The organism is Listeria ivanovii subsp. londoniensis, assembly GCF_000763495.1.
In the GTDB taxonomy this organism is placed as follows: domain Bacteria; phylum Bacillota; class Bacilli; order Lactobacillales; family Listeriaceae; genus Listeria; species Listeria londoniensis.
Genome location: NZ_CP009576.1, coordinates 1,970,927 through 1,996,474 on the forward strand (window position 1 = coordinate 1,970,927; position 25,548 = coordinate 1,996,474).

Below are 25,548 nucleotides of genomic sequence, written 5' to 3' on the forward strand. Positions count from 1 at the left end.
AAGGGCAAATATAGGTAGCACAGCTATTTGCCCTTTTAGAATGGAACTGATGTTATGAAACAATTTTTAAATAAAAACACACCCTATTTGTTTATTTCGCCAGCACTATTTTTACTTCTTCTGTTTTCGCTCCTACCAATTATGCTTGCTTTCGTTATTAGTTTTACTGATATTGATTTAGTTGGGCTCGCGGACTATTCAAAGATTAACTTTATTGGTTTTGATAATTACGTCAATATTATGCAAGACCCGGTATTTTTAAAATCCATTTTTAATACACTCTTCTACGTTATTATCGGGGTTCCGCTTGTTATTATTTGTTCGCTTGGTATTGCTCTTATGATTAACTTTTCGCAAGCAAAGATTTTCCAATTTTTCCGGTTAATCTTCTACACTCCTTCGATTACAAACGTTGTCGCTGTTGCGGTTGTTTGGAGTTACTTATATAATCCACGGTTCGGTTTACTTAACTACTTACTTTCTTTCCTAGATTTAGGACCTGTTCCGTGGCTTCAAGACCCTACTATCGCAAAACTTTCCTTGATTGTGCTGGCTGTATGGCGGGCAATCGGTGTGAATATGATTATTTTCTTAGCAGCACTTCAAGGCATTCCAAAAGAATACTACGAAGCGGCCTCCCTTGACGGAGCAAATAGTCGCCAGCAGTTATTTAAAATTACCGTTCCAATGCTTCGTTTTGCGATATTCTTCGTAACGGTTACAACGATGATTGGTTGGCTGCAATTCTTCGAGGAACCATTTGTTATGACAGAAGGTGGACCGCTGGATAGCACGAATTCCGTCGCCCTCTTCATCTATCAAAACGGTTTCCAACTTAGTAAATTTGGTTATGCCGCTGCTGGATCGTTTATATTGTTTATCGCGATTATTATTATCACGCTTATTCAATTTCGAATCCAGCGTAAAAATAATGGTGGGGATATTTAAGAGAGGAGTTTTTATACATGAATCAATATACGCAAAAATCGCGTGGAGCTAAAATTGCTGTCATTACTATTTTGACGGTTGGCGGATTCTTTATGATTTTACCGTTCATTTGGATGGTTCTCTCCTCTTTAAAAACGGATGCAGAAATTTTAAAAATCCCGCCTACGATTTGGCCTGAAACTTTTACGCTAGATAATTTCACGAAACTATTTACAGAGATGGACTTTGCTGTCTATTTAAAAAACACTTTAATCATTGTTTTCTTTTCCTTCTTCGGATTATTTTTAAATGCAATGGCAGGTTATGGTTTTGCGAAATTTAAATTTAAAGGAAAAAATAAATTATTTTATCTTGTACTTGCAACAATGATGATTCCTGGACAAGTGACAATGATTCCAGTTTATTTACTACTAAATGCAGCTGGACTTACTAACACAATGACCGGGATTGTACTTCCAGGGCTGGTTGGTGCTTTTGGTATTTTCTTATTCCGGCAATTTATGTCAACTATCTCAGATGATTTACTTGAGGCAGCACGACTAGATGGTGCGAGCGAGTTTTATATTTTCTGGCGGATTATCATTCCTATTTCACGCCCTGTTCTCGCGGTACAAGGAATTCTTACCTTTATTGCTGGTTGGAACTCGTTCTTATGGCCATTAATTATTGCTAATGACGAGAAGTTCTACACATTATCAGTTGGCTTACAACTTTTAAAAGGACAATATGGCAGCAATTACGCACTTCAAATGGCTGGGGCAACATTCATGGTTATTCCAATTATCTTGATTTTTATGATTTTCCAAAAGTACATTTTAAAAGGATTCAATGTTTCTGGAATGAAATAATTGGCAAACAAAAAGCTTATTCGGACAGTCGAATAAGCTTTTTGTTTTATTATGGTAAAAAAGTTTCTCCCATCAAGTAAAAATCCACTTCTCTAGCAGCTTCACGACCTTCTGCGATAGCTGTTACAACTAGACTTTGGCCATGACGAGCATCTCCACAAGCGAATACGCCTTCTTCATTAGTACGATAAAATCCTTTCGCTGCATCAATGGTGTGTCGTTCCGTTTTATTAACACCAAAATTAGTGAAAATATCTTCTGTTGTTCCAGCAAAACCGATGGCAATTAAGACCATATCTACTTCGAAAAATTTCTCGCTACCCTCGACCGGTGTGTATTTTCTTGTGGCCGTGTCTTCTACTACTTCTACTGTATGAAGACCAAGGAGGTTGCCTGCTTCATCTTTTTCAAATGCAGTTGTATTAATGAGATATTCACGTGGGTCTTTTCCGTAAACTGCTACTGCTTCTTCGTGCGCATAGTCCATTTTGAAAACGCGCGGATACTGAGGCCACGGATTTTCACCTTTTCTTAATTCTGGCAATTTATCTTGAATCCCAAATTGATAAATACTTTTCGCACCTTGTCTGAGGGCTGTTGCCACACAATCCGCACCTGTATCTCCACCGCCAATAATAACAACATTTTTTCCTTTTGCTGAAAGGGTTTGGACACCGCCGTTATCTAAATTGTCACGCGTACTTTGCGTTAAATATGGAACGGCGAAATGAATCCCTTTTGCATCGCGTCCAGCAAGTGGAATATCGCGTGCGTTACCAGCTCCAGTTGCAAGAACGACAGAATCATACTCGCTACGTAATTCAGCGAAACTAATATCACTACCTGCTGCTACGCCAGTAATAAATTCAATCCCTTCTTCTACCATCAAATTCACTCTGCGGGTTACTTGTTCTTTTTCTAGTTTCATTGTCGGGATTCCGTACATAAGCAAGCCACCAACACGATCACTTTTTTCAAATACGGTAACACTATGTCCTGCTTGATTCAGTTGATCTGCACACGCTAAACCTGCTGGGCCAGAACCGATAACTGCAATTCGTTTACCAGTTCGATGTTTCGGAGGGGAAGGTTTAATCCAGCCTTCTTCAAAACCGCGGTCAATAATCGCTTTTTCAATGGATTTAATTCCTACTGCTGGTTCAGAAATTGCGACCGTACAACCACCTTCACATGGTGCGGGACAAATCCGCCCTGTAAATTCCGGAAAATTATTGGTTTTTAAAAGTAGTTGTAATGCTTCATACCAATCACCTCGGTAAACTGCATCGTTCCACTCAGGAATTAAATTATGCAGCGGACAACCCGATACGCCATTTTTTATTTCCATTCCAACGCTACAAAAAGGGACACCACAATCCATACATCTGGCTGCTTGTATCGTTAAATCCGCTGCTGGCATTGGTAGACTATATTCATTCCAATCACGCGTCCGACTTTTCGGATCACGTCCTGGCGAAGGAATCCGATCATATTCCATAAATCCAGTTGCTTTTCCCATGTTTCCACTCCTCCCTATTTCGCCACAGCGGCAATTATTTTTCCATCTTTATGCTCATAAAAGGCTTGTAATTCGGCTTCGTCATGCGTTTGGCCAGCTTGTTCAAGCGTTTCAATTCGAGTAAGCATCATTTCATATTCATTTGGAATAACGAAAAGAAAGTTAGCTTTTTCTATTTCCCAGTTAGTGAGAATTGTTTTGGCAAATTCACTTCCGGTTAAGTTGGCATGTTGTTCAATTAATTGTTTCAGTTTTGCTAATTCTGTGACGGAAGAAATCGCTCGACTCGTCACTAGCTCATGATTAATTTTCGCTTGTGTGTTTGGTTTATTAGTCGTGTAAAGATAAGCAATTCCACCAGACATTCCAGCTGCAAAGTTCTCACCAATTTCGCCAAGGATGACTGCTGTGCCGCCTGTCATATACTCACAACCATTATCGCCAATGCCTTCCACAACTGCGGTCGCCCCACTATTTCTTACTGCAAATCGCGCACCTGCACGACCATGCATATAGGCTTCTCCACCGGTCGCTCCGTAAAGTGTTACATTGCCGACTATCGCTGAATCATGTGGATTAATAGGCGTTTTCTCCTCTGGGCTTACGATTAATTTACCCCCTGATAGTCCTTTACCAAAGTAATCATTGGCATCCCCGTGAATTCTGAGTGTCATCCCAAGTGGCGTATAAGCGCCAAAACTTTGGCCAGCTGAACCAGTAAAATCAAGCGATATGGTATCTTCTGGAAGGCCCGCCGCTCCGTACTTCTTACTAATAAACGAACCAGCAATCGTTCCAATAGCGCGGTCAACGTTGCGAACATCGAAGGATCCAGTTACTTTTTCCGCGTTATCTAAAGCCGGCTTAATTAATGGAACAATTTCACGCATATCTAGTGTTTGCTCGATTTTATGGTCTTGCTGTTTCGTACAGTACTGAACTTGGTTTTTATAAAAATCGTCACTATAAAGCATCTTCGAAAAATCAATATACTTCGCTTTCCAGTGTGATTCTTTTTTCTCGTGGGTTGTTAAAAATTCTTTATGACCGATGACTTCTTTCAAACTTCTAAAGCCGAGTTCAGCCATCATTTCGCGCATTTCTGCCACAATGAAATGGAAGAAATTCACTACATAATCCGCTGAACCACTAAATTTTTTGCGAAGTTCCGGATTTTGAGTCGCGACACCAACCGGACATGTATCTAAGTGGCACACACGCATCATCACACAGCCGAGCGTTACAAGAGGAGCTGTCGCAAAACCAAACTCTTCTGCGCCGAGCATAGCTGCAACTAATACATCTTTACCAGTCATTAGTTTTCCGTCTGTCTCCACAACCACTTTGTTACGCAAGCCATTCAGAAGAAGTGTTTGGTGCGTTTCAGCTAGTCCAATTTCCCATGGGACACCCGCATGACGAATACTCGTTCTCGCCGCCGCGCCAGTTCCACCTTCATAACCACTAACTAAGATAACATCTGCATTTCCTTTCGCCACTCCAGCTGCAATCGTGCCAATCCCTGTTTTTGAAACAAGTTTGACATTGATGCGCGCATTTTGATTGGCATTTTTTAAGTCAAAAATCAGTTGTGACAAGTCTTCAATCGAATAAATATCATGATGTGGAGGTGGAGAAATAAGTCCAACTCCAGTTGTCGAGCCACGTGTTTTCGAAATCCACGGATACACTTTATTTCCTGGTAAATGACCACCTTCACCGGGTTTTGCACCTTGTGCCATTTTAATTTGCAACTCTTCGGCATTCACCAAGTAATGACTTGTCACACCAAAACGACCGGATGCAATTTGCTTAATCGCGCTTCTACGCCAGTCGCCATTTGCATCTGGTTTAAAACGATTTGGGTTCTCTCCGCCTTCTCCACTATTACTTTTCCCGCCAATCCGGTTCATCGCGATAGCAAGCGCCTCATGAGCTTCTTGACTAATCGACCCATAAGACATTGCACCTGACTTGAAACGTTTGAAAATCGCCTCTGCCGGCTCCACCTCGTCTAGTGGAATCGGCTTACGATCACTAGTAAAAGTTAATAGTCCTCTTAAAAAGGCATTACTTTGGTTTTGCATTAAATCAGAATAAAGATTATACGTTTCTCGGTCATTTTCTCTTGTTGCTTGTTGTAATGAATGGATTGCCAGTGGATTATACACATGGTATTCGCCGTTTGAACGCCATTGGTATTCGCCACCTGTATTTAATGTAAAACTTTGGTAGCCAATATCATGATATGCTTCCCGGTGACGCAACCAAGCTTCTTGGGCGATAACGTCCAGCGGAATTCCACCAATTTGGGAAGCCGTTCCTGGGAAGTAATTAGCAATAACGTCATCCCCAATTCCAATCGCTTCAAAAATTTGCGCACCTCGATAACTTTGGACAGTCGAGATACCCATTTTGGACATGATTTTCAAAATTCCATCCGTGATTGCTTCGATATAACGGCTTTCCGCTTCATCAAGGGAAAATCCTTTCATTCGCCCTTCTTGAATCAAACCGTCAAATGTATCAATCGCCAGACTCGGGAAAACAGCATCTGCGCCGTACCCAATTAAAAGCGCACATTGGTGAACATCTCTTGCTTCTGCTGTTTTTACTACTAGGCTTACTTTTGTTCTCGTTCCAGCTTTAACAAGATGATGATGTAAACCACTTATAGCAAGTAATGATGGAATACCAATCAAGTCCTTATTTATGTCATCATCCGTTAGTACAATTAGTTCTGCACCAGTCGCAATTTTTTTATCCGCTTCTGCAAATAGTTCTGTCAGCCTAACATCTAACGCATCTCGCTCCTCTGCTTTAAATAACATCGACAAAGTGGCAGTTCGTTTGGCAAATTTTGTTTGAACTAGCAAAGCGGCAAATTCTCTCCGCGATAAAATGGGTGTTCTCAAGCGAATCCGATTAGCATTTTTCGCAGTGGGATTTAAAATATTTCCTTCATCGCCAAGCAGTGTCATGGCAGAAGTTACTGTTTCTTCGCGAATTCCATCTATTGGCGGATTGGTTACTTGAGCAAAAAGTTGTTTAAAGTAATTGAATAGTACTTGTGGGCGCTGACTTAAAACAGCTAGTGGCGCATCATAACCCATTGCCCCCATTGGATCTTTTTTCTCGGTTACCATCGGAATCAATATTTTGTTCAGCTCGTCTTGCGTATAGCCAAATGCCCGTTGTTTTTTAAAGCGTACTGATTTATCCATTGATTCGTAGTGTAAATCAGCAGTTACTAAATCAGCTATCTCCGTCATTTCAGCATTTAACCATTCACGATACGGTTTTTCGGTTGTTAAATTATCTTTTAGTTCTTTATCTGTGACAATTCGCCCTTCTTCTAAATCAATCAGCAGCATTGTACCAGCGCCAACAGTTTCTTTTCGGATAATCTCACTTGAATCAACTGGCACTACTCCTGTTTCAGATGAGTAAATAATCGTATGGTCTTTTGTTTCGTAGTAACGCGCTGGACGTAATCCATTTCTATCCAAAATCGTTCCAATAACACGACCGTTCGTAAAGGAAATAGAAGTTGGTCCGTCCCAAGGTTCCATAAGCGTACTATGATACTCGTAAAAAGCTCGTTTTGGATCAGTCATATGAGGATTCTTATCCCACGGTTCGGGAATAAGCATCATTGCTGCATGAGGCAACGAACGACCGGATTGCACTAAAAACTCCAACGCATTATCAAGTGTCGCTGAATCACTACCACTTTCATCAATAATTGGTAATAATTTAGTTAGATTATCGCCAAAAACATCTGATTCCGCTCGTTTTTCTCTTGCTTTCATCCAATTGACATTGCCACGTTGCGTATTGATTTCTCCATTATGAATTAAATAACGATACGGATGCGCACGTTCCCAACTTGGGAAAGTATTCGTTGAAAAACGTGAATGCACTAAGGCAAAAGCTGATACATAAGCCGGATTAGCTAAATCTAAATAATATTGATTAATTTGTTCTGGAAGTAGCATTCCTTTGAAAATAATCGTTCTAGTAGATAAACTTGGTACGTAAAAAGTTTCGGTAATTTTTTCTGAAGTGCTTGCGAATTTTTCAATTTGTTTTCTAATCAAATAAAGTGCCCGTTCAAATTCAGCTTCATTCAACGCTTCGTTTTTTTGGACAAATAATTGGTAAATGGCTGGTTCTGTTTTTCTAGCACCAGCTCCCACTTTTGTAACATCTGTCGGAAGTTTGCGCCAGCCGAGAAAAGTTTGCTCCTCAGCTTTAATTAGTTTTTCTGTTTCTTCCATTAGGTATTCTCGTTCGGTTTTATTTTGTGGAAAATTAAACATTCCTACTGCATAATGATATTTTTCAGGTAAATTCATTCCTAGTTTAGCACATTCACCTCGGAAGAAAGAGTCAGAAATTTCAAGTAAAATACCAGCCCCGTCGCCCGTATCTCCACCAACTTCTCCCCCGCGATGTTTCAATTGGCATAGCATATGGATACCTTGCTCCACAATTTTATGAGAAGAAATCTTTTTAATATTAGCCACAAACCCAATTCCACAAGCGTCATGCTCATTTTCCGGATTATACAGACCGTGCTTTTTTGGTAAATTAGTTTGTTTCATCCTAGTTCCTCCTCTTCAAAAACTGAATCCCCCAACAGTATCTCGCAGGAATTGTACAAATTAACTGACAATTAACTTGCGATTCAGCTTACCTTACATTTCTTGTAGTATCTATTTTATTCCTTTTCATTTATCGAAACAATATATATAATAGAATAAAACAATCTCATTTCGAGAACAATCGGAGGTAAAGAATGGAACTTAGACAGTTAAAGTATTTTATGGAAGTAGCCCGCGTCGAGCATATGACCAAAGCTAGCGAGAATTTACACGTAGCCCAATCTGCCGTTAGTAGACAGATAACTAAATTAGAAGAAGAGCTGGGTGTACCACTATTTGACCGAATTGGCCGAAATATGCAGCTAACAAGTGTTGGTCAAGATTTCTTAAACCAAGCTACCATTGCTTTAAACGAGTTACAAAAAGCCGAAGCTCTCGTAACTGAATACACCGATCCTGCTAAAGGGACTGTCCGCGTTGGTTTACCAAACTCGCTTTCCACTAAAGTATTGCCATCCGTCATTTCTACCTTTCGAGAAAAATATCCACAGATTACTTACCAATTTATGGAAGGAACCAATGAAGAACTCACTGAAATGCTTATTAGCGGTGTACTAGACATGACTTTTTTATCTCCAGTTCCAGAATCAGATGACCAAATGGAAGCTGTTCGTTTCTTTGACGAAAAGCTCAAATTAATCGTTCCCACAACCCATCCCCTTGCTGAAAATTTTAATGTATCGCTCAAAGAACTTGCAAAGGAAAAATTCGTACTCTATCCTGAAGACTTTGATTTATATAAAATTGTTACAAACACAGCCATCAAAAAAGGATTTGAACCAGAAATTGCTTTTCAAAGTCGCGATTTTTATACAATCCAAGGGTTAGTAGGTGCTGGTCTTGGCATTAGCATTCTACCGGAGATGATTTTGGATGGTGCGATTTTTAAAGAAACGAAGAGTATTGCTTTACGAGATAAGGAGCTGCGGCGTTCAGTTGGAATTATTACCACAAAAAAACGGAACCTATCCCCTTCTGAGAATTTGTTCCGTTCCTTTATTATTTCGTTCTTTTCTAATTAGTCGTTACCTGCAAATGCTTCTGGATATTGAATCGTACCTTGCAGATTTTCTAAGCTACCATCATATAATTCTAATAACATATAATATTCTGCAGGTACATCAAAAGGCGCAGGAATACCAAATGTTTCTGAAGTTCTAAAGCCAAAACGCGGATAATAAGCAGCATGTCCGAGCACAGCAACGGCTGGATAAGCTTTTTCGCGTGATAAACGAATACCTTCTTCCATTAGTCTGGAGCCAATTCGACTTCCTTGAAACTCAGGAAGAACAGCGAGTGGCGCTAATCCTAAAATAAACCTACTTTTATTTTCTGTTTGAAGGGAAATTTCACTAAACATTACATAGCCAACAATGTTTCCGCCTTCTACTTCTGCAACAAGAGATAGGCCTGGTTGATAATACTCCGAATCACGGATTTTCTGAATTAAGTCTGCTTCGACCGATCCTTTAAAAGCTTGTTCATTCAGATGACGAATTGCTCGGTAGTCTTTGGGTTGTTCCGTTCGAATAATCATTTTTACTTATCCATTCGCTTCATCGCCATACTATCTTCTAACTGTTTCATCGCATTCAAAACAACAGCTGGTGTCATTTCACCTGGCATCATATGAATTGTTTCATGGTCTTCTGTGGCACGCTGAGCAACAGCAATTAGTGTTTCCTCAGCAAGTGTCGCAAGTCCCATGTCATACAAACTAGTAGGCAAGCCGAGTTTGGAATAAAACGGTAATAATCGTTCAATTTCGTCCCATCTATTTTCGATAACCAGTTGGACTAAAATACCATAGGCGACCTTATTTCCATGAAGCAAATGGTGGGTTTCTGGAACCATAGTTAGTGCATCATGAATCGAGTGCGCACCTGCACAGCGACCGTAGTCATCACCAAAACCACCAACCATTCCACCAACTAAAATATTCGTTTCTATAATTTTGACAAAGGCTTCATTAAGTTCTTGTTTATCCATTGCTAAAAGCGCTTCTTCACTGAAATTCAGTAAATTATCATGACACATTTTAGCAGCAATATGGGCAATTTCTATTTCCACCGATTTCACCTTAAGAGACTGAATAATAACATCTGCTTCATACCATTTTGCCAGCGTGTCGCCAATACCCGCAACGAGTAATTCTTTTGGCGAATCAAGAATCATTTCTGGATCAATTAGTAGTAACGCATTGCTACTAGCAAAAACGTCATAACGAATCATCGCTCCTTCAACGTCATACATAACGCTAAGTGGAGTATAAGCTGCACATGTAGAAGCAAGTGTCGGTAAAATAATGACTGGTAAGCGTAAAACTGCGGCTGCCGCTTTCGATACATCAGCCACCTTCCCGCCACCAACCGCAATGATAGCATCCATCTTATTAGATTTCATTATCGCTACCAGACGATCACGTTCCTCATATGTAGAAGCGCCGTTATATGTTTCAAAAGTGGATGTAACAGCTGATAGTGTTGGAAATTTTTGCTTTGCAACTTTCCAAGATGCGTTACCACGAACAATTAATACATTTTTTAATCCACGACGTTCTAAGTGGACAGGCAGTGTATCCCATGCACCTACTTGGCATAAATATTCTTGCGGAGCCCCGCGAACAATCAATTCTTTATTCAACAAACTTCATCCCTTCTGTCTGGCACGGTCGGATATTCGGCTGCGACATTTATAACTCAAATTGTATAGGAACTTAAAGCGACTGTCAATCTAGCTATTGTTTCACGATTTCATCATCACCAAACCACTTTTTACTAATTTCTTGCATTTTCCCTTCCTTATACAATGTTTGGAAAGCATCATTTACTTTAGTTTGTAGTTTCTTATCACTTTTACGCATTCCGACAGCGAAATCTGTTGCATCAAAACCACCTGTTACGATGTTATAATCATCTTTATTTTTTTGTTTATCAATATAATAACGCGCATAAACTTCATCAATTATTAAACCATCAATTCGTTTGTTGTTCAAATCAATAAATGCGACATCAAAAGTATCATATAATTCTGGCTCATTGTTTGTAATAATATCTGTTAAAACTTCTGGTTTCTTCGCCATGTCATCAATGGAACTTGCTCCGTTTTGAGCGCCTAGTGTTTTATCTTTCATATCACTAAATTTGTTTATATTACTTGATTTGAGGGTTACTAGCACTTGTTCGTTTTTCATGTAGGGATTACTAAAAGCGACTTTTTTCTTTCTAGCATCCGTTACTGTATATCCATTCCAAATCAAATCAATCGAGCCATTTTTCAATTCTGATTCTTTCATTGTCCAATCAATCGGTGTGAACTTGACTTTAATCCCATATTCCGCAAAAACTGCTTTAGCCAAATCAATATCAAAACCGACTAAATTATCCTCTTTATCACGAAAGCCCATGGGTACAAAACTATCATCTAAACCAATCACGACTTCTTTATCTTTTTTGATTCGATTCCACTGATCTTCCTTTGATTCACTACTCCCGCAAGCTACAAGAGTGAACGAAATAATTGCAATGACAGCTATTAATAATCCTTTTTTCATTTATATTGCCTCCTTTTTTAGTGGTTCCACTTCTAGCATTTGATCGGCTACTTTTTCAGCAAAAGTATGGTCATGCGTAACGATAATTTGCGTAATACCAACTTTTTTTAAACTTAAAATTAGTGATGCGACATGATCACGCAAATCGGGATCTAAAGCAGAAGTGGGTTCATCAAAGAGCAATACCTTGGGATTCATTGCCAGCGCCCTAGCAATGGCAACTCGTTGTTTTTGTCCGCCAGATAATTGATACGGCATACTATCTGCTTTATCAGCTAAATCAAGTAGACCAAGTAACCGTTCTGCTTCTTTTTTTGCCATCTCTTTTTTCGTTTTCCGAGCAAGTGTTGGAGCTAAAATCAAATTATCCATCACACTTAAATGAGGAAACAAATGAAATTCTTGGAAAACAACACCAATTGTATTTTCAACATCTTTTCTAGACATTGGATCAATTTTTTCCCCGTCAATCAAAATCTCGCCCGAATCCATTTTTTCAAGCCCGCTAATACAGCGCAGTAAAGTTGTTTTTCCGCCTCCAGAAGGACCTACAATGGAAAGAATCTCCCCATCTTTAAGTGAAAGGTTTACATTATCTAAAATTATTTTTTGATCAAATTTCTTTGTTAAGTTTTTAATTTCCAACATTTTTTTCACCTCATTTATAATAACTAAAACGTTTTTCCAGTTGTTTGAATAGTACCGTTAAAATAGCGGTTAATGCTAAGTAAATAGCTGCAACTAATACGAGTGGAATTAAGGTAACATCTCTACTCATCGCAATTTTTCCTGCTCGAAGTAAATCGCCAATTCCAAGAATATAAACTAAAGAAGAATCTTTTACTAGATTAATGACCTCATTCCCAATTGCTGGAAGTACCCGCTTAACTACTTGCGGTAAAACGATTTTCCTGAGAGTTTGCGCATAGGTTAGACCGAGAACTTTGGCGCTTTCATATTGACCACTTTCGATGGATAAAAATCCGCCACGAAAGATTTCTGCAAAGTACGCAGCATAATTTAAGATAAAGGCCAGAAAGACAGCATCCATCCGATCGAAAACAATGCCAATAATTGGTAAACCATAATAAATAAATATTAATTGTAAAAGTAGTGGCGTTCCCCTCATAATCCAAATGTAAATATTTAAAATAAACTTCAGTGGTGCGATTTTACTGACATTCCCAACTGCCACCACCGCACCTAAGGGAATCGAACAAACAAGGGTTACTGCAAAAACTAATAAGGTTGTTTTCACTCCATCAAGTAATGCTGGTAATATTTCCATAATATAGTCCATTTAAATTCGCTCCTTTTTACATAAAAAATCTCGTCCTCCTGGCATCAAACTGCCAAGAGGACGAGAATAATATTCACGTGGTTCCACCTCAATTTACTAATACTTCACAGTACTAGCCTCCGTTAGTGCTAGACTAACAAGCTATAACGGGCTTTCCCGAATTCACCTACTTATGACTTTTCAGCAAATCAGCTCCTAGATGTGTTCGATAACGCTATCTTTATCCTTTCGCACCAACCAAGGACTCTCTTTCAAAAGAATCACGCTCTACTTGTTCTATTCTACGCTTTCACTTCTTCTTGCTAATACTCTACCACGATAAAGCGGTGGAGTCAACTATTTTTTCACATGAAAAAGCAGCAAACAAAGAACACTCTTTTTGTTTACTGCTTTTGACTAGTCTTTTGCAATTAATAAATAATCATCTTTTTGCTCAAAGCACAATTTCACTTCTGTTCCTTGTTCGCTTTTTGACTCAATACAAATTTCGTGACCTAATTTTTTAGCCATTTGTTTTGCAAGATAAAGTCCCATGCCAGTAGCTTTCTTTTCTTGTCGGCCGATGTTACCTGTAAAGCCTTGCTCAAAAACTCGTGGCAAATCTTCCTCTTTAATTCCGCGACCATTGTCTTTGATATGAAGTACTTTTTTGCCGGTTGTTTCAGTATCACACCAAATTTTTATTTCGCCACTTTCTTCAGTGTATTTCAAGGCATTAGATATAACTTGATCGAGTATAAAACCCAGCCACTTACTATCCGTTCGTACATCGATATCGACATCTTGCAAATCAAGTTTCATCTTCTTCCCGATAAACAGCTTTGAATGCCGTTTTACAGATTCTCGAACCACCGCACCAAGGTTTTGTTCTTGAATGAAATAGTCTTTGGAAAAAGTATCTAACCGAGAAAAATAGAGTGCTTGCATAACCAGTTTGTCAATCGTTGTTAGTTCTTCATCAATTTGCTGAAAAATAGTTTTAGTATCATTTAAATCAGGGTTATTGATTAACATTTTGCTTGCGACAACTGGTGTTTTCACTTCATGCACCCAATATAAAATAAAGTCATGATATTCTTGCTGCTTATCTTGCAATTTGCTTATAGTCCGCAGCTCTTCCCGATGTTTTTTCGCCATCAATTGATTAAAAAAGGCTTGCTCTCGGGTTCTTGGTTTTGGTAAAAGTTCAATAATATTTTCTTCCATTTCTCCACTTACAAGCTCTTCCATTTCACGCCAGTAACTGTATTTAAAGAAATAGCCTAACACAAGGTAAGCAAGTAAGAAAACAAAAACAAAGATATATAAATAAATGAAATTACCTAGTGTTAGTTTGCTGTTAGGATCAATGGAAATAAGTACTCCGACAAAAAACATAATACTACAAAAAAACAATAAGAAAAATCGTTTATCCTTAATATAATTCCACCAATTCATGCTGATCGCCTCGCTTTCGTTAGTTTACTTCATTCGGGATAATTTGGAAGGCTGCAAAGTCGAATAAACCTTGATCTGTTAATTTTAATTCAGGAATAACTGGTAATGTTAAAAATGATAAAGTTAAAAATGGATCGAATCCCGTCGCTTGGCTGATTTGTTGAAATGCTTTTAAGAGTCCTGCCAAATCCGCTTCCACTTCTTCAAAAGAACGCTCACTTAACAGCCCGGCAATTGGTAAGGCTAAATCGTGTAGTACTTTTCCAGAAGCATCTACTACTGCTATACCACCACCACAACTTGTTACCTGGTTAATGGCAGCTTCCATCGCTTCATCGGTTACTCCAACTGCAACAATATTATGCGAATCATGTGCGACAGTAGTGGCAATCGCACCTTCTGTTAATCCGAACCCTTGCACAATACCTACACCAACGTGACCTGTGTCATGATGTCGTTCCACTACAGCCATTTTAAGTAAGTCTTTACTAATCGATGGCACAAATAATCCATCTTGAATGCTAACTTCTTCTACTAGTTTTTCGGTAAACAAGCTATTTGGTTGCATACCAATGACATAACAATTCGCTTTTTCGAGTGGAAGTTCTAACTCTTTTTGTGTTAAGTGATGGTTGATTTTTGGAGATACAAATTGTGTGGTTTTTTGTTGCTGAAAGGCCGTTTCATTTCTAACACCATTTTCAACTACTACGCTACCATTTTTTAATACTTTGGATATTTCCACCGTTTGTAAATCTTTTAGAAAAACAATGTCTGCTTGATATCCAGCTGCAACTGCCCCTAAGTATGGTAGATTATGACAATTTGCCGCATTGATTGTCGCCATTTGAATCGCTGTGATTGGCTCTATTCCATTTTCAATTGCTAGACGGATATTATAATTAATTGAGCCTTCTGTAATTAAATCATTAATTAGTTTATCATCGGTACAAAAACAGAAACGATGGCTATTTTTTGATGTCACTGCCGGAATTGTCGCAAGTAAGTCGCGACCCACTGTCCCTTCGCGGAGCATCACAAACATGCCAGCGCGCAACCGATCAATCGCTTCTGTTGCACTGGTACTCTCGTGATCTGTCCGAATACCAGCAGCTAAATAGTTGTTCAAATCAGCGCTAGTTAATCCTGCCCCATGTCCATCAATCCGACCTCCCTCTTTTTTAGCATCGATAATCTTCGTTAAAATATCTGCACTTCCTTTTGCTACAGATGGAAAATCCATCACTTCAGCAAGACCAATTACTTTTTCATGGGAATAAAGCGGGTGAAGTTTTTCTGCATGGAGTGTTACACCATTATGCTCACCTTCTGTTGCCGGTACAGAGGATGGAAGCATCACAAACATATCTAGTGGTACATCTTCCGCATTCTCTAGCATAAATTCAATCCCTCTTTCACCAGCCACATTCGCAATTTCATGTGGGTCAGTAACAATGGTTGTAACGCCATTTGGTAAAAGCACACGGGCAAACTCAGCTGGCGTCACCATCGCACTTTCTACATGGACATGCGCATCAATGAAACCAGGAGCGATAAACTCTCCTGCTGCATCGATTACTCTGTCAGCTTTAGGAAAATGACCAATTCCTGCAATATAACCGTTTTTAATAGCAATGTCTCCTTCGATAATTTCTCCAGAAAAAACATTGATAATTCGTCCATTTACAATGACCAAATCTGCATTCGCGCGTCCATCACTTACTGCTATACGCTCTTGCAGTTGTTTTAAATTCTCCACGCAATTTCGCCTCCGTTAATTATGCTTCAAAAAAGCCTTCGTCAAGTAAGTACCCTTCTGCTCCTTCCATTGTTGGAAAAACAGCTTCCAAATTTCCACCTGTATAAACAACCCACATTTCATTTTCATAAACGAGTGATAGTCTGTCGCCATTTTTATCTTGATATATTTTGGTAAGCCCTTCTTTATAACCAGCTTCATCTTTATCCATATATTCTTTTGCTTCCTCTAATAACACGCGAATTTCATTTTCCGAGTAATCTTTTACGTTCACATAGCCTTGCTTATCCAGCGGCTCTACTTCTAAGAACGGTGCATAAATAAAAGCATTACCATTTGGATGTAAATGTTTGACGATAATTTTTTTATCACGCTTGCTTTCTGGATAATGTACGTTCATACGATCCATTGAAATCTCATGCAGTTCAAAATCACCCATTGATTCTATTAACGCTTTTTTTTCTTCAAAATTTAACATAATGTTTGTTTGCCTCCAAATTAATTTTCTTTTAAAATTGCTGTCACGAGTTCAGGTAACCACACTTGTAAATCGTCGAATCTAAAACCCGCCTCCGTTGCTTTTGTGTTATTAAGATAATAGGTTTTTTCAATTCCAAATGGGGAATCATCTTCATCATCGGTCACTTCTTCCACAAGCGCTTTCTGTCCTGTTTTTCCTTCCAACATTTTGATAAAACCATTTAATGAGTATGTACCATTTGAAGAAGCATTAATTGGTCCAGAAATTTCTGAAGAAACACCCACCCATTCTAAGAAACGCGCAGCCTCATCTGAGTATATAAAACCAATTTCGGCCTGACCATTACTTATACCAATATCTTGCTGATTCTTGATATGTTCCAAATGAAAATGTAGTCGTTTCGTGTAATCATCCATTCCAAGTACAATCGGAAAACGAACCGCTACGACCGGGAAAGATGCTTTTTGAAAAAACACAGCTTCCGCCAAACGTTTTCCTTCTCCGTAATCAAAATCTTCTTTATCACCAATAACAATTTCATAATGATTTGGATTGAAGTCTTCTTCTACTAAGGCACGTCCTTTTTGACTATATACCGATAAAGAAGAGGTAAATATGTATCGTTTTACTTTCCCTTTAAAAGCATCCACGGCATAAAGTGCTTCCCGAGGTGAGAAACAAATATTATCGTAAATAATATCCCAATTTTCCTTCGCTAATTGAAACAAATCATCCCTAGATTCGCGATTTAGCACAACATGTTTCACTGTATCACCAAAATCGTCTTTCGTCTTCCCTCTTGTACCTATCGTAACATCATGTCCTTCCGCAACTAGGCGCTCTACTAATTTCTTTCCAAAAAAACGTGTACCACCGAATACGAGTATTTTCATTTTAACTCCTCCTTATTTACGAAAAACAGGAAGGACGCCATTCATTTAGCGCTATCTTCCTGTTAGTGATCACTCAATCATATAGCCTTGCCCTTTTTTCGTTTTAATAAATTCTTCTAGTCCGATTTCCGCTAGTTTTTTACGAATTCGAACGACATTAACTGTAAGCGTATTATCATCAACAAAACTTTCGTCTTCCCATAGTGCACGCATAATCTCATCTCGGCTTACAATACTACCTTTTTGCTTCATGAGCTCATATAAAATCAGAAATTCATTTTTAGTTAATTCAATTTTATCTTCTAAATGCGTTAGAGTGTTTGTGTCAATATGCAGAAAGACATTGTTATGTTCCATTACGTTCGCTTCTTCTAAATCTGCATAGGAGTATGTCCGTCTGAGTAGTGCATTAATCCGAGCCATTAAAACATCTAAATCAACTGGTTTCTCAATGTAATAATCTGCTCCCATATTCATTCCCATAATTTGATCCATTCGTGAATTACGGGAAGATAAAAAGATAATCGGTACATTAGAAACTTCCCGGATTTGATTACACCAATAAAATCCGTCAAAGAAAGGCAAATTCACATCCAAAATAACCAATTGGGGTTCAAAAGCTAAAAATTCTTGCAAAATATTATTAAAATCATTTACTACGCCTATTTCAAATCCCCATTTGTTTAAATGTTTACGAATTGTGTCGCGAATTACCTCATCATCTTCCACTATATATACCTTTACCATCTCTTGTACCTCCTCGGCAGAACTCTCTTTTCATTTTAGCTGAAAACACTTCAAAAGCCAATTACTTTTTATCTGCAGTTACAATTTTGGTAAATGAATTGACACATAACATATAATAAGCACCAAAACATAGCATATAAATACCAGTTCCAATCAAAACGGGGTACTTAATATTATCAATTAAATTAATTGATATTCCCCAAAGTGCGACCATCGAATGCGCAATTCCAAAAAATAATGGAATAACAAAAATTGGCCAAATTTGTTTAGAAATAATCTTTCTTATCTCATTTTCCGTAACGCCTAGTTTGAACAAAATATCGAACTTACTTTTCTCTGTCACAGCATCCGTTACTAATTTAAAGTAGATGATACTTCCTGTTGCTAAGAAAAAAACGATTCCGATAAAGACGCCGATAAACAACAAGGATCCCACAAGAATGGAAATCATATGGTACGTTGTGTAGTAAGAAGAAACATCTTCAGAAAAAAGTGAAGGCTTACCGTCGACAATTGTTTGGACTTTTTTGTCTAACTCCTCACTGTGACTTGGGTTCGTTATATTAAACATGCCTACTAATTCAGGGTTAGAAAATTTTTTTATATCATTATAGTACTCATCTGATACCACCAATGTCTCATAAGAAATACCGGTATTAAAAATCGAAAACTCACGAAAATCAATCACTTTAATCGGGCTGATTTTTATCGCATTTGGCTTATCAGTTTTTACAGTCATTTCTCTAGATAACCATTTATCTTGAATTTCTTTTCGAGCAAAATAAGCGTTTTTGCCAAGTAAGATTGCCTCGCCATACTGTAATTCTCTCGGTTGAACAAAGTTTCTTTGCTGTTTTGCAGCTATACGGTTGTATTCAGATTCCGAAACAACTGGATGAATCATTTCTCTGGGTTCTCCGTTTTTATTATAAATGTCTCCATATTCCAGCGTTGCACGGACCATTTCTGTTTTCAACAAACTCTTTAATTGATGATTTTTATCTGTATTGATGGTTTGAATAATTTCTTTTTCATTTTTTGCAGTCATACTGCGCACTTGATAGCTAGAGGGATTTTCCTCATTAATATTCCCCAATGCTCTCACATAAAAACTACTCATCGAACCAATTATCGTGAGAGTAGTGGCACTAAGAACGGCAATCATTGCAATAGTACTAGCATTCTTTTTCAAGCGAAAACGAAGCGATGTAATGCCAATCATATTCGAGCCATTATAAAAGAAATGCTTATTTTGATAGAGTTTTTGAATTACATAAGGCGTTCCAAATCGAACCGTTAACCAAGTTCCTAAAATAACAGCACCCAAAATCAATAATATTAAATCAAAAAAATCATACTTCAACCAAATAGATGATTCTTCCACATCGCTAGTAGCTAAATAGTATCCAAAGCCAATTAACGCTATTCCAACTACCATGAGCAATAATGAGCCTTTTGCCACTTTTTCTTCTTTATCATCATTTTTAAATAATTGACTTAAATTATAGCGTAAGACGATAAAACTAGCATAAACAGATGTAAATAACATAATTGCCAAAAATACCATGATTGTATCAGTAATAGCCGGAAACGTAATCATAAATTCCGCATCTATTGCCAGTCCAACAATCCAAAATAATACCATTGCAAACATTTTTGAGAAAAAGATTCCAAGTAAAATGCCGAAAAAAGTGGCCAACATATACATCATTGCATTTTCATAAAATAACACTAAAGCAATTTGGGATTTACGTAACCCTAACAGAGAATATAAACCAATTTCGCGTTTCCGCCTTTTAAGAAAAAAACTATTCGAATAAAAAATAAAAAAGAAAATAAACAGAATAAGAATAAGACTTGCTGTTGAAAACATTGCTGGTCCAAATAACTCCCATCGTGTAAAAACCTTATCAATCAACGGGTTATAGGACAAAGACACAAACGTGAAGAAGACTAGTACACAAACAATTAACGACACAAAATACACAATAAATTGCGTAAAATTCTTCCTCATATTGGTTAATGCTACCTTAAATAACATCATTTTCATCCCCCCCAAGAAGTGCTAAAACATCTAACACTTTTTGGAAAAATTGCTTTCTCGAATTAGATCCGCGATAAATTTCCGTAAAAATCTCTCCATCTTTAATAAACATAATTCGTTCACAATAACTGGCAGCAAATGCATCATGTGTAACCATCATGATAGTCGAATCGCGTACCTCTTTTGCATGAGACAATCCTTCTAGTAGATTAGTTGCCGATTTGGAATCAAGTGCTCCAGTTGGCTCATCAGCAAAAATAAGTGTTGGTTCGGTTATCATTGCTCTGCAAACTGCTGTTCGTTGCTTTTGTCCACCAGAAATATCATTAGGATACTTATTTCGTTGCTCATAAATTCCAAACTGGCGAGCAACCAGTTCAAATCGTTCATCTATTTCTTTTTGTTTCACATGGGATAAAGCAAGCGGTAAAACGATATTATCTTTTACCGTCATTGTATCTAATAAATTATAATCTTGGAAAATAAATCCTAACTGATCTCTTCTAAAAACAGCCAGTTCTTTTGCTTTCATTTTTGAAAGTTTTTTTCCGCCGATTTCAATTTCACCAGAAGTAGGTTTATCTATGGAGGATAAAACATTAAGTAAAGTTGATTTCCCTGCACCGGATGGCCCCATTACCCCGACAAAGGACCCTTTTTGTATTTCAAAACTGATACTTCCTAGCGCAGAAAACAAATTTCCTTTTGAACCATATACTTTTCTAACTTTGTGCGCTTTTAGTACTGTCTCCATTCATTTCCTCCAGTTTCAATATTATTTGACCATTTTACCTTAAATTACAAGAAGATACTATGGGCTATAGTTGTATTTATTAAAAAATTTAGTGACAATTGGAAAAACGATTAATCTACAAGACTAACCGCTACAAAAATTTTTCTTTCTACTTTCCATCATTTCGTATAAATGGTTCATTTACTTTTTGGTTAACTAAAGTTTTATAGGCCTCAGGTTTTCGGTAAGCATTTCCCCAAACTTCTGCCTTTCGGAATTCCCTTATCGCATCTAAATCAAATTCAGCGATATAAATTTCTTCTGAAACGTCATCCGCTTGAAGGAGCAAGTTATCCAGATAATTACCATAATCATCAAAAACTATTGGAGAAAAAGCACATGACTGCCCCCAATTGTGTCCAGGATAATTAGCCATGGCAAGTCCCACCATATTTTCAAAAGCTCTTGTGCTAAGTTGATTGATGCGAGCTGGGTTCATATCACATGCGTTAGGAACAAGAATAATCTCGGCACCATTCAACATAAGCTCCCTCGCACTTTCAGGAAATTCGCGATCAAAACAAATCATTACACCTAGTTTAATTCCGTCAAATTCACAGATTTTAAATTCCGTTCCATGCTGTAATAAACATTCTAATGAAAAATCACATGTATGCACTTTAGCATAGTCTAAAATAATCTCACCATTTCGGTCAATCATTATCGCAGTATTTTGTCGTTTTTCAGCTGTTTTTGATAAATAAGTGGCACAAATACCAACCTGATACTCTTTTGCATGCTTTTTAAGCGCCATTACATACTCGCTGTTAGGTTCTACACCATTATCTAACCAATTAGTGCGTTCGTCTGTAAATTCGGGATGGAGTGGCTTATCAAACGCCTCATCAAAAGGAGCTGCATAACCATTCGACCACATTTCTGGAAAAAGGACTAAATCTGCGCCTTGATTCGCCGCTTCCTTTATATGTTGTAAAGCTAATTTTAAGTTGACTGCTTTTTGATTAGGTACCGCTTTTTTCTGTACTAAGGCAATTTTTAACATAGGCAAACTTCCCTCCTATTGTTCTAAAATTTTTTCTTATCGGTGAAAGTCTCAGCTCCAACTGTTTCATCATTGGCATATCTATCGCGCAACGAAAGGATTAATGCTTCTAATTCTTCTAAACTAATAGAAACATCAGCCGCAACAATATCCCATGCCATTTCAGTACGACCATTAATAGAGGTCATTATTTTCAAACGATCTTGCGAGAATAATTTTATCGTTGGTTTCTTTAATTCCGTTTCTTTCACTTCATTCCATGATTTGAAATCACCACGGTAAGCAATTCCACGTTCTGTCAGTTCCACAGTTGGCGCCGTATTGAATAACCTAAATAACGGTCGCAAAATGCAAAGGCCAATAAATATTAGTAAAATAATTTCCTCTATTTCATTGATGCCTTTTATATGACTAAAAATGAGATATAATAATATTCCCACTGCTATCCACAATAAACAACTTGAAAAAATCAAGCGGTGATTAACGCCAAAATCAATTTTCTCTGTTTTTTTCTCTTCATCTACCTCTATCATTTTCTTCCTCCACTTCCACATTTCTTGCTATTTCTATTGTACTAGAAACAATCTACAATGGAAAGGCTCTCATTCTAGAATTGACGTTCTTTTCGATTAATTGTATGCTAAATGAAGAATTTCAGTTGACGTTTTTTTCATATATGATATAATTTCTTTAATGCTTTTAAGTAGTAAAATGTGCGAACTGAAAAAGGAGGAGAACATCATCGATCAAGTTATCTTAATTGGCTTCATGGGGGCTGGAAAAACAACTGTTGGTAATATACTCGCAAAACTAGCTGATTTACCTTATATCGATATTGACGAGGTTATTACTCACGAACAAGGAATGAGTGTATCTGATATTTTTGCCAAATATGGTGAAAAAGAATTTCGTCGTTTAGAACACGAAAAATTAAAAGAACTAGCTAATACGAAAGCCGTGATTGCAACAGGCGGTGGTATCGTTCTAAATCCTGAAAATAGAAAAGTACTGAAAAATACATACCCTGTTATTTATTTAGAGACAAATCCAGAAGTATTTATGAACCGGCTTAAGGGCGATACAACGCGCCCACTTGTTCAACAAAAAACGCCTGAAGAAATTCGCGCAATTTTTGAACCGCGAATGAAGCATTACGAAACTTCTGCAGATTTTATTGTTAATACCGACAATCGCAACCAGCAGGAAGTAGCAAGAGCGATTCTTGCTATGCTAGATAAATAAAAACAGCGCCTTTTCGCGCTGTTTTTATTATTCAGTGCAATGTCTACACCACATATTTGGCATAACGGAAGTATAGTCTTTGGTAAATGTTAGTAAGTCATAAAAAATACTATCCGCATAGCTTGTATCCATATTTTCTATTTTGTTTAATTCGATTTCGCGATGAAGTGACTCAAGCGCTGCATCCCGAAGTACTGGTAATACGTAGCCTGTGATTTTAATTTGTGCTAAAGCAGCGGAGACAGTAATTTGATCTGAAAGCCTCACTATTTCACCGTATTCTGCTAGTAGTTGTTGTAAACGATCTACCCCGTCGTCCTTAGCCGGCACATAAGTAGAGCCCTTCACTGTTTCCATCATATACTTCGGAAATGCAGCTAAATTAAGACCTTGATCACTCTTATCGCTAAAATATTCCTCCAAGCGCCTCAATACTTCTAAACCATCCGCAGCTCCAAAAGGACCAAATCGATCTGTCTTATCTAAATAAAAATCCGCTTTGAAATGATCTCTAAAATGTGGATGCGTTGTCTCGATTGCCAGAAGTTTTTCTGGTTGATCAATGTACATTGTTATTGCCATTTTATCCATTCCTCCATTCATGTGAAATATCCTACATTCATCTTACCAAATTCTGCTGGCTTTTAAAAGGAGGATAAATATGACAAATAATCGACAATTTCAGTGGATATTTAGGGTTGTTTTTGTATTTTAATTAACCTAAAAAAACAAAAAAGTATATAATCCATCTTTTTTTGATTTAAAAGTTAAAATCTACTCTTTTGACCAATTTTTCATTTCGTGGTTAAATAAGGACTGGGCTTGATTTAGCAATAATCACGTCTGTTAATTATTAGTCAATCACACACACTCGAGAAAACAAAAACCGCCATTTATCCCATTTTGGCGGTTTTTGTATATTTATTTTACGTTTAATACTGTTACAGCTTCGATATGTGTTGTCATTGGGAACATGTCTACCGGCTGAACTTGTTTTGCTTCATAGCCACCTTCTGTCAAAATTTGCATATCGCGAGCTAACGTCCCCGGGTTACACGAGACATAAACCACTTTCTTCGGCTTCATTGCTAGAATAGTTTGTAAGAGTTTTTCATCACAGCCTTTTCGAGGTGGATCTACAACGAGAACATCTGCTATGATTCCAGCTTTATACCACGCTGGAATGACTTCTTCAGCTTTTCCAGTTTCAAAAGTAGTATTATTCAACTCATTCAATGCTGCGTTCGCTCTTGCATCTTGAATCGCTTGATCAACAATTTCAACCCCATAAACATGTTTTGCTTTTTTCGCGAGGCAAAGAGAGATAGAACCAATACCACAATACGCATCAATCACCGTTTCTTCACCAGTCAATTCTGCTGCTTCTAAAGCCTGTTGGTATAAAACTTCTGTTTGTAGTGGATTCACTTGATAAAAAGAGCGGGCAGAAATGGCAAATCGTATGCCGTGTATGGAGTCTTCAATGATGTCTTTTCCCCAAAGCGTTTTCGTACGATTGCCAAAAATCACGTTGGTTTTCTGCGGATTAATATTTTGGACAATGGATGTCAGCGCTAATTGTTCTGTTAAATCACGAATAATATCCTCTTTAAAAGGGATTTTATCTTTATTTGTCACGAGTACTAGCATTAATTGGCCAGTTGTATGAGCAACTCGTGTCATAATATGCCGAATGTCCCCTTTTCCTGTTTTTTCGTTATATGGTTCCGTACCATATTTAGCGAGAATCTCTCGAGCCTTCTGCACAGCATAATCGCCTTGTTCATTATGAATTAAACATGTGGTCATATCAATAATTTCATGGCTTCTTTTTTGATAAAATCCCGCCGTTAATTTCCCATTGACAAACCCAACAGGAACTTGGGATTTATTCCGGTAGCGCCAAGGGTTTTCCATGCCTAGGGTTTCTTTGACTTGGACATCCAGATTGCCAATTCGTTTCATCGTTTCTTCTACTTGATTTCGTTTAAACTTCAGCTGGCCCTCGTAACTTAAATGTTGCAAACTACATCCCCCACATTTGGAATAAACCGCACATGGTGGTTCTACTCGGTCCACACTTATTACTTCGATATTTTCCATTCGCGCAAAACCGTAACTTTTATTTAATTTGGTTATTTTCGCTGTTACTTTTTCTCCTGGTAACGTATTAGGAATAAAGAGCGGATATCCATCAATTTTCCCGACTCCACTACCATCATGCGTTAGATCTTCTATAGTAATTTCAATTGATTGGTTCTTCTTTAAAAGGGATACTTCCAAATTCCCTTGCCCCTCTCTTTTTCACGATACA

At 37.8% G+C, this 25,548-nt stretch carries 22 protein-coding genes and 1 other annotated feature; of the genes, 4 read left to right on the forward strand and 18 right to left on the reverse strand.

All coding sequences use genetic code 11. The features are described 5' to 3' along the window. Nucleotides 1–54: 54 nt before the first annotated feature. Complete coding sequence (locus JL53_RS09665; protein WP_003720040.1) at nt 55–948, forward strand: carbohydrate ABC transporter permease; 894 nt, start codon at nt 55–57, stop codon at nt 946–948. A 17-nt stretch (nt 949–965) separates the two neighbouring features. Then, entirely contained in the window at nt 966–1,796 is an 831-nt protein-coding gene (locus JL53_RS09670) for a carbohydrate ABC transporter permease (RefSeq protein ID WP_038407505.1), read from the forward strand. A 49-nt stretch (nt 1,797–1,845) separates the two neighbouring features. Here the strand turns inward: JL53_RS09670 and JL53_RS09675 are convergent, their stop codons facing one another. Both JL53_RS09675 and gltB read right to left on the reverse strand, forming a co-directional pair. Next, nucleotides 1,846–3,315 (reverse strand): glutamate synthase subunit beta, encoded by a 1,470-nt coding sequence (locus tag JL53_RS09675; protein ID WP_003720042.1) that lies wholly within the window; start codon nt 3,313–3,315, stop codon nt 1,846–1,848. 14 nt (nt 3,316–3,329) lie between these two features. Then, nucleotides 3,330–7,922 carry a glutamate synthase large subunit gene (gene gltB, locus JL53_RS09680; protein ID WP_038407506.1) on the reverse strand — a complete coding sequence of 1,531 codons (4,593 nt, stop codon included), beginning with the start codon at nt 7,920–7,922 and terminating at the stop codon, nt 3,330–3,332. Between the two features lie 194 nt (nt 7,923–8,116). On the opposite strand from gltB, the gene JL53_RS09685 reads away from it, so the two are divergent. Continuing rightward, a complete protein-coding gene (locus JL53_RS09685) occupies nt 8,117–9,004 on the forward strand; it encodes a glutamate biosynthesis transcriptional regulator GltC (protein WP_003720044.1) in 888 nt (295 codons plus the stop codon). Here JL53_RS09685 and JL53_RS09690 read toward each other — a convergent pair. From JL53_RS09690 to JL53_RS09755, 14 genes are all read right to left on the reverse strand, one after another. Beyond that, the gene (locus tag JL53_RS09690; protein WP_003720045.1) at nt 9,001–9,519 is read right to left on the reverse strand and encodes a GNAT family N-acetyltransferase; all 519 of its coding nucleotides are present in this window, start codon (nt 9,517–9,519) and stop codon (nt 9,001–9,003) included. The two genes, JL53_RS09685 and JL53_RS09690, sit on opposite strands and share 4 nt — an antisense overlap. 2 nt (nt 9,520–9,521) lie before the next feature. Further along, nucleotides 9,522–10,628 carry an iron-containing alcohol dehydrogenase family protein gene (locus JL53_RS09695; protein WP_003720046.1) on the reverse strand — a complete coding sequence of 369 codons (1,107 nt, stop codon included), beginning with the start codon at nt 10,626–10,628 and terminating at the stop codon, nt 9,522–9,524. A gap of 91 nt (nt 10,629–10,719) precedes the next feature. Then, the gene (locus JL53_RS09700; protein WP_003720047.1) at nt 10,720–11,535 is read right to left on the reverse strand and encodes an amino acid ABC transporter substrate-binding protein; all 816 of its coding nucleotides are present in this window, start codon (nt 11,533–11,535) and stop codon (nt 10,720–10,722) included. After that, a complete protein-coding gene (locus JL53_RS09705) occupies nt 11,536–12,183 on the reverse strand; it encodes an amino acid ABC transporter ATP-binding protein (protein ID WP_038407507.1) in 648 nt (215 codons plus the stop codon). A gap of 10 nt (nt 12,184–12,193) precedes the next feature. After that, the gene (locus tag JL53_RS09710; protein WP_003720049.1) at nt 12,194–12,835 is read right to left on the reverse strand and encodes an amino acid ABC transporter permease; all 642 of its coding nucleotides are present in this window, start codon (nt 12,833–12,835) and stop codon (nt 12,194–12,196) included. A gap of 53 nt (nt 12,836–12,888) precedes the next feature. Then, nucleotides 12,889–13,128 (reverse strand) — a binding site (T-box leader). 103 nt (nt 13,129–13,231) lie between these two features. Continuing rightward, the gene (locus tag JL53_RS09715; protein ID WP_038407508.1) at nt 13,232–14,272 is read right to left on the reverse strand and encodes a sensor histidine kinase; all 1,041 of its coding nucleotides are present in this window, start codon (nt 14,270–14,272) and stop codon (nt 13,232–13,234) included. A 19-nt stretch (nt 14,273–14,291) separates the two neighbouring features. Then, nucleotides 14,292–16,031 (reverse strand): adenine deaminase, encoded by a 1,740-nt coding sequence (gene ade / locus JL53_RS09720; RefSeq protein WP_038407509.1) that lies wholly within the window; start codon nt 16,029–16,031, stop codon nt 14,292–14,294. Between the two features lie 19 nt (nt 16,032–16,050). Further along, nucleotides 16,051–16,509, reverse strand: a complete 459-nt coding sequence (locus tag JL53_RS09725; protein ID WP_038407510.1) for a hypothetical protein — start codon at nt 16,507–16,509, stop codon at nt 16,051–16,053. Between the two features lie 20 nt (nt 16,510–16,529). Then, nucleotides 16,530–17,405, reverse strand: a complete 876-nt coding sequence (locus tag JL53_RS09730) for an SDR family oxidoreductase (RefSeq protein ID WP_038407511.1) — start codon at nt 17,403–17,405, stop codon at nt 16,530–16,532. A 69-nt stretch (nt 17,406–17,474) separates the two neighbouring features. After that, nucleotides 17,475–18,152: a two-component system response regulator VirR gene (gene virR / locus JL53_RS09735; protein WP_003720053.1), complete on the reverse strand. Its 678-nt coding sequence runs from the start codon at nt 18,150–18,152 to the stop codon at nt 17,475–17,477. 61 nt (nt 18,153–18,213) lie between these two features. Further along, a complete protein-coding gene (locus JL53_RS09740) occupies nt 18,214–20,193 on the reverse strand; it encodes an ABC transporter permease (RefSeq protein ID WP_052010629.1) in 1,980 nt (659 codons plus the stop codon). Next, the gene (locus tag JL53_RS09745) at nt 20,183–20,950 is read right to left on the reverse strand and encodes an ABC transporter ATP-binding protein (protein ID WP_003720056.1); all 768 of its coding nucleotides are present in this window, start codon (nt 20,948–20,950) and stop codon (nt 20,183–20,185) included. Before JL53_RS09745 ends, JL53_RS09740 begins: the two co-directional genes overlap by 11 nt. Nucleotides 20,951–21,098: 148 nt before the next feature. After that, a complete protein-coding gene (locus JL53_RS09750) occupies nt 21,099–21,998 on the reverse strand; it encodes a carbon-nitrogen hydrolase family protein (protein ID WP_200222209.1) in 900 nt (299 codons plus the stop codon). Nucleotides 21,999–22,015: 17 nt separating this feature from the next. Continuing rightward, nucleotides 22,016–22,525: a hypothetical protein gene (locus JL53_RS09755; protein ID WP_038407514.1), complete on the reverse strand. Its 510-nt coding sequence runs from the start codon at nt 22,523–22,525 to the stop codon at nt 22,016–22,018. A gap of 178 nt (nt 22,526–22,703) precedes the next feature. Here JL53_RS09755 and JL53_RS09760 point away from each other — a divergent pair, with 178 nt between their 5' ends. After that, on the forward strand, nt 22,704–23,234 hold the full coding sequence (locus JL53_RS09760) for a shikimate kinase (RefSeq protein ID WP_003720060.1): 531 nt from the start codon (nt 22,704–22,706) through the stop codon (nt 23,232–23,234). Nucleotides 23,235–23,261: 27 nt separating this feature from the next. Here JL53_RS09760 and JL53_RS09765 read toward each other — a convergent pair whose 3' ends face one another. Beyond that, a complete protein-coding gene (locus JL53_RS09765; RefSeq protein WP_003720061.1) occupies nt 23,262–23,816 on the reverse strand; it encodes a hypothetical protein in 555 nt (184 codons plus the stop codon). 339 nt (nt 23,817–24,155) lie between these two features. Continuing rightward, nucleotides 24,156–25,517, reverse strand: coding sequence for a 23S rRNA (uracil(1939)-C(5))-methyltransferase RlmD (gene rlmD, locus JL53_RS09770; protein ID WP_003720062.1), 1,362 nt, complete (start codon nt 25,515–25,517; stop codon nt 24,156–24,158). Nucleotides 25,518–25,548: the final 31 nt, after the last annotated feature.